The sequence below is a fragment of the Nocardia sp. NPDC060220 genome (assembly GCF_042727815.1).
GTDB lineage: Bacteria > Actinomycetota > Actinomycetes > Mycobacteriales > Mycobacteriaceae > Nocardia.
In genome coordinates, this window is sequence record NZ_JBHWZY010000643.1 from 1 (window position 1) to 4,054 (window position 4,054).

A 4,054-nucleotide genomic window follows, 5' to 3' on the forward strand; every position below is an offset into this window, starting at 1 on the left:
GCATCGCCTGCGTCGGCTGGTCCGGCCATCGCCGGGTCTGCGGTCGCTGCCGGGTCTCGACATTCACGTCGAGACGAATGACTTTCGCTCCCTCGTTCATGTACGCGCTCCTGTACCGGCCCCGATGAGGCCGAGCAGTTTGTGTTCCGCGGCGTCGATCCAAGCCGGATCGAAGACGGGCCGCAACGCTGCGCCCGCGATGAAGTCATCGAACGCCTGGACCGTGGTCCAGCGTGGGGTGAAGCCGAGTTCGGTTCGCATACGGGTGGTGTCGAGCCCGCAGCCGAAGTAGAAATAGTCGGGTTGTTCGCCACTGAATCCGCGCATGATCGGGCCCATCAGCGAGCGACCGACCGTGCGGAAGACGAAAAAGGGAACCGGCGCGACGATACGCCCGGCACGGCGGATCGCCTGCGACATGGCCAGCGCGCCGTCACCGGCGATATTGACCGTGCCACCGTGTGCACGCTGCGCCGCGTGCACCAGCACCGCGACCGCGTCTTCCTCGTGCAGCAATTGCAGTCGGGCTTCGCGACCGAGAACGGTCGGGGTGATCGGCGAACGCAGATATTGCACGCCCCGATCGGCCAGGCGAGGACCGACGATCGGCGCGAAACGCAGAATCGATGCGGAAATATCGGGCCTGCGCCTTGCCATTCCACGGACCAGCGCCTCGATATCGATCATGTCGCGTGCGAACCACCCCGCGGGCGGAGTGCGCGCGCCCATTTCCTCGGTGAATTTCGCCGGATCCTTGGCACTGCAGCCGTACACCGCCGACGACGATCGCACCACCACGCGGCGCACCGTCGGCGCTTTCTGACACACGGCGAGCAATTGCATCGCGCCCAGGACATTGAGATCCTTCATCACCGCGCGACCGCCACCGGCGGGCGGACGGGTGAGCACAGCCGCGTGCACGACGGTATCGACGTCGTTGCCCTCGACGACTTTGCGAATCAGTGGATTCCGGATATCGGCACGCACGAACTCGGCACTACCCATTTTTCGCCGGAGCTCACGGCTGGGAGTGACGGTATCCACCGCGATGACACGTTCGACGCCGGGTTCGGCAGCCAAACGTGCCGCGACATTGCCACCGAAGAAGCGGCTGGCACCCGTGACCAGCACAACTCTCGGTGCGTGTCGTTCCCGTGTATCGGAACTCGAACCTGACCCCACTCAAAGCCCCCTGCTCATCGTGTTTCGCGTACCAGAGTAGCCGCATTTGCGCCACTCGCCGTCACGATCTACAAGCTTTTAACATCGGCGACCCGTCCTCGACCGATGAGCTTCACAAACCCGCGTATTTCACAGCGCGAGCCCGCCACCTCGAAGGTGACGGGCTCGTCGCGGTACGCAGGCTTACTTGCCGAGTTTGCGCCGCTGAACACGCGTGCGGCGAAGCAGCTTGCGGTGCTTCTTCTTCGACATACGCTTGCGGCGCTTCTTGATCACAGAACCCATAGGGTTTCCTCGCGTTCTCTCTACTCGGCATACACACGCGGTGTTCACGTGCGTCGTTTGGCGTCCGCGCCGCCGGGGCAACCGGACACCACGAACGGTGCCACCGGCAGGCGGACACGAACCAGTTGTCCATGCTACCGGGGCACCCGAGCAGCAACGAAACCGCCCTTGTACCTGGCCGAACTACGTCATCCGGCGTCGAAGTACGACGTCTCCAGGTAGTCGTGCACCGCCTTCGCGTGCACTCGGAACGAGCGTCCGACACGCACCGCGGGCAGTTCACCCGAGTGCACGAGCCGGTACACCGTCATTTTCGACACCCGCATGAGATCGGCGACTTCGGCGACGGTGAGAAACTGCGTGCCACCGCCGATCACCGTTTGCGGGGTGGCGCCGACCCGCGGCCCGGGCGAACCCGAACCACCGCCCGACGCCGATGGATTACTTGACATTCTGTTCGCAGACATCATGGCACCATTGACCTCCGGCACGCCCGCGCCGCCGGCTTCCCCACCAGCGGAACAGACACGCACGTGCTTCTACGAGCTTAGCGGGACCAGTGGGATTACTGCGACGGGTGTGAGAAATCGGTTTTCAAACCGGGTACCCGTTTGTCACTCGTTCGTTGCGCCCTGTTCGGCGGACCGCTGCTTGGCCGCGTGTAGCGCCTCGGTGAACGTCGAGCGCAGCGCACCACGTTCGAGTTCACGCAGTGCCGCGGCGGTGGTACCACCGGGCGAGGTGACCGCGGCACGGAGCTCCGCCGCGCTCTGCCCGGTCTCGTCCAGCAGCGCCGCCGAACCGATCATGGTCTGCACGACCAGTTCGCTGGCCACCTCGCGGGTGAGGCCCAGGCCGACGCCCGCATCGATCATCGCCTCGACGACAAGGAAGAAATACGCCGGTCCCGATCCGGAAACCGCGGTGACCGCGTCCATCTGCGCCTCGGGCACCGTCACCACCTTGCCGACGGCTTCGAGCATCTCGCCGACCTGCTCGAGCTGCTCCGGCTTGGCGTAGCGACCGGGCGATTGCACACTCATACCCTGCCCGACCAGCATCGGAGTGTTCGGCATCACCCGCACCACCGGGAAACCGGCGGGCAGTTTCGACTCCAGCCGGGCGGTGGAGACACCGGCGGCCAGCGAGACGAGCACCTGATCGCGACCGTTGTCGAGGTCGGCCTTGGACAGATCGGTGAGCACCGAGTCGACCACGCCGGGCTTCACCGCGATCACCACGATGTCGGCGCCCTCGACGGCGTCGGCGACCGAACCGCTCACCCGCACCTTGAAGCGCTCGGCCAGCTGCGCGGCGCGCGCGGCGATCGGCTCGACCACGACCAGATCTTTGGTCGCCCGACCGGATTCCAGCAATCCGGCCACCAGCGCCTCACCGATCCGACCGCCACCGACCACCGCAATTCTCGTCATGAGGACAAGGTTAGTTGGCCCGGTGGCGTCAGCGTGCCGCCGGGATCAGGGCCAGCTGGCGACTCTGGGCGACGACCGCACCGGTCGAGTCGATGACCAGGTGGTCCTCGTCGAACATCCGCTCACCGACCTCACGGGCGGTCGCGATGACGCGCAGCCAGCCGGGCGCGGGGACACGGCGCAGATAAGTGGTCATCTGCACGGTCGGCGACCAACCGAAGTGGCCGAGGTTCATCGGCACCGGCGGGCTGATGTCGGCGGCCATCATCGCGAAGGCGGCGCGGGCCCGCGGATCGGCTTCGTCGCCGTCGAACGGGCGGATCCACAGCCGCAGCCGGGGCGGGCCGGTCTCACCGCGCAGGAATTCACCCCAGGTCGGGTCGATCACCATGTGGGCGCCCTGGCTGACGTGCACGATCTTGCCCATGGGCGAATCGGCGGAGTAGCGGAACGCCTCGTCGACCGGCTCGGCGGGCATGTCGGTGTCGGGGCCGCTCCAGCGCGTCTCGGTGGAGTCGAGGTGGCCGAAGGTGAACGCGGTCCGGACGAGGGTGCGGCCGTTCTGGATCAGGTCCACGTCGGCCAGGCAGATCTGGCGGCCCTTCTTGCGGATGTGCACCGCGTATTCGACCTCACCGGGGTCGGGGGCGCCGAGGAAGTCGGTGCTGGCCGCGATGGGCGCCATCTGGGCGAGCGATTCGTCGGCCTCGGTGAGCCAGCGGGTCGCCGCGGCGGCGGTGGCCGCGACCATGGTGCCGCCGTGGACTTTGGGGCCGATGGTCCAGGTGGGCGCGATGACGCCGGCGTAGCGGCCGGTCTCGGCATCGGTGGTGGTGAGCTCGGTCAGGTCGAGGACCTGACTGAACGGCGCGTCGGTCGCGAGTTCTCGCGTCATCGTCACTCCTGGTCGGGGGGCCACAGCAGTTCGTACAGCGTACAAGCTTGGTGATGGCCGGTGTATTCCGCGCTGGGCAGGGGCGGGATTCGAGCAGGTGGTGACACATCGAGGTTCGAGCAGGTGGTGACACATCGGGATTCGAGCAGGTGGTGACACATCGAGGTTCGAGCAGGTGACGCATCGGGGTTACCGAGTCCGGGATAGTTGGGGGCTGTGTTTTTGGAGCGCTGGCGCGCTCGAGCGGGGCCCTGGAGGC

Annotated in this window: 5 protein-coding genes; all 5 read right to left on the reverse strand. The window is 66.5% G+C overall.

The window, feature by feature from the left end; all coding sequences use genetic code 11:
* Positions 1-96: 96 nt before the first annotated feature.
* Entirely contained in the window at positions 97-1,131 is a 1,035-nt protein-coding gene (locus ACFWF3_RS26895; protein ID WP_378991038.1) for an NAD-dependent epimerase/dehydratase family protein, read from the reverse strand.
* A gap of 234 nt (positions 1,132-1,365) precedes the next feature.
* On the reverse strand, positions 1,366-1,467 hold the full coding sequence (locus tag ACFWF3_RS26900; RefSeq protein WP_003402602.1) for a 30S ribosomal protein bS22: 102 nt from the start codon (positions 1,465-1,467) through the stop codon (positions 1,366-1,368).
* 188 nt (positions 1,468-1,655) lie between these two features.
* On the reverse strand, positions 1,656-1,937 hold the full coding sequence (locus ACFWF3_RS26905; protein ID WP_378902047.1) for a helix-turn-helix domain-containing protein: 282 nt from the start codon (positions 1,935-1,937) through the stop codon (positions 1,656-1,658).
* A gap of 144 nt (positions 1,938-2,081) precedes the next feature.
* Entirely contained in the window at positions 2,082-2,900 is an 819-nt protein-coding gene (gene proC / locus ACFWF3_RS26910; protein WP_378634139.1) for a pyrroline-5-carboxylate reductase, read from the reverse strand.
* Positions 2,901-2,928: 28 nt separating this feature from the next.
* A complete protein-coding gene (locus ACFWF3_RS26915) occupies positions 2,929-3,795 on the reverse strand; it encodes a thioesterase family protein (protein ID WP_379316156.1) in 867 nt (288 codons plus the stop codon).
* Positions 3,796-4,054 lie beyond the last annotated feature (259 nt).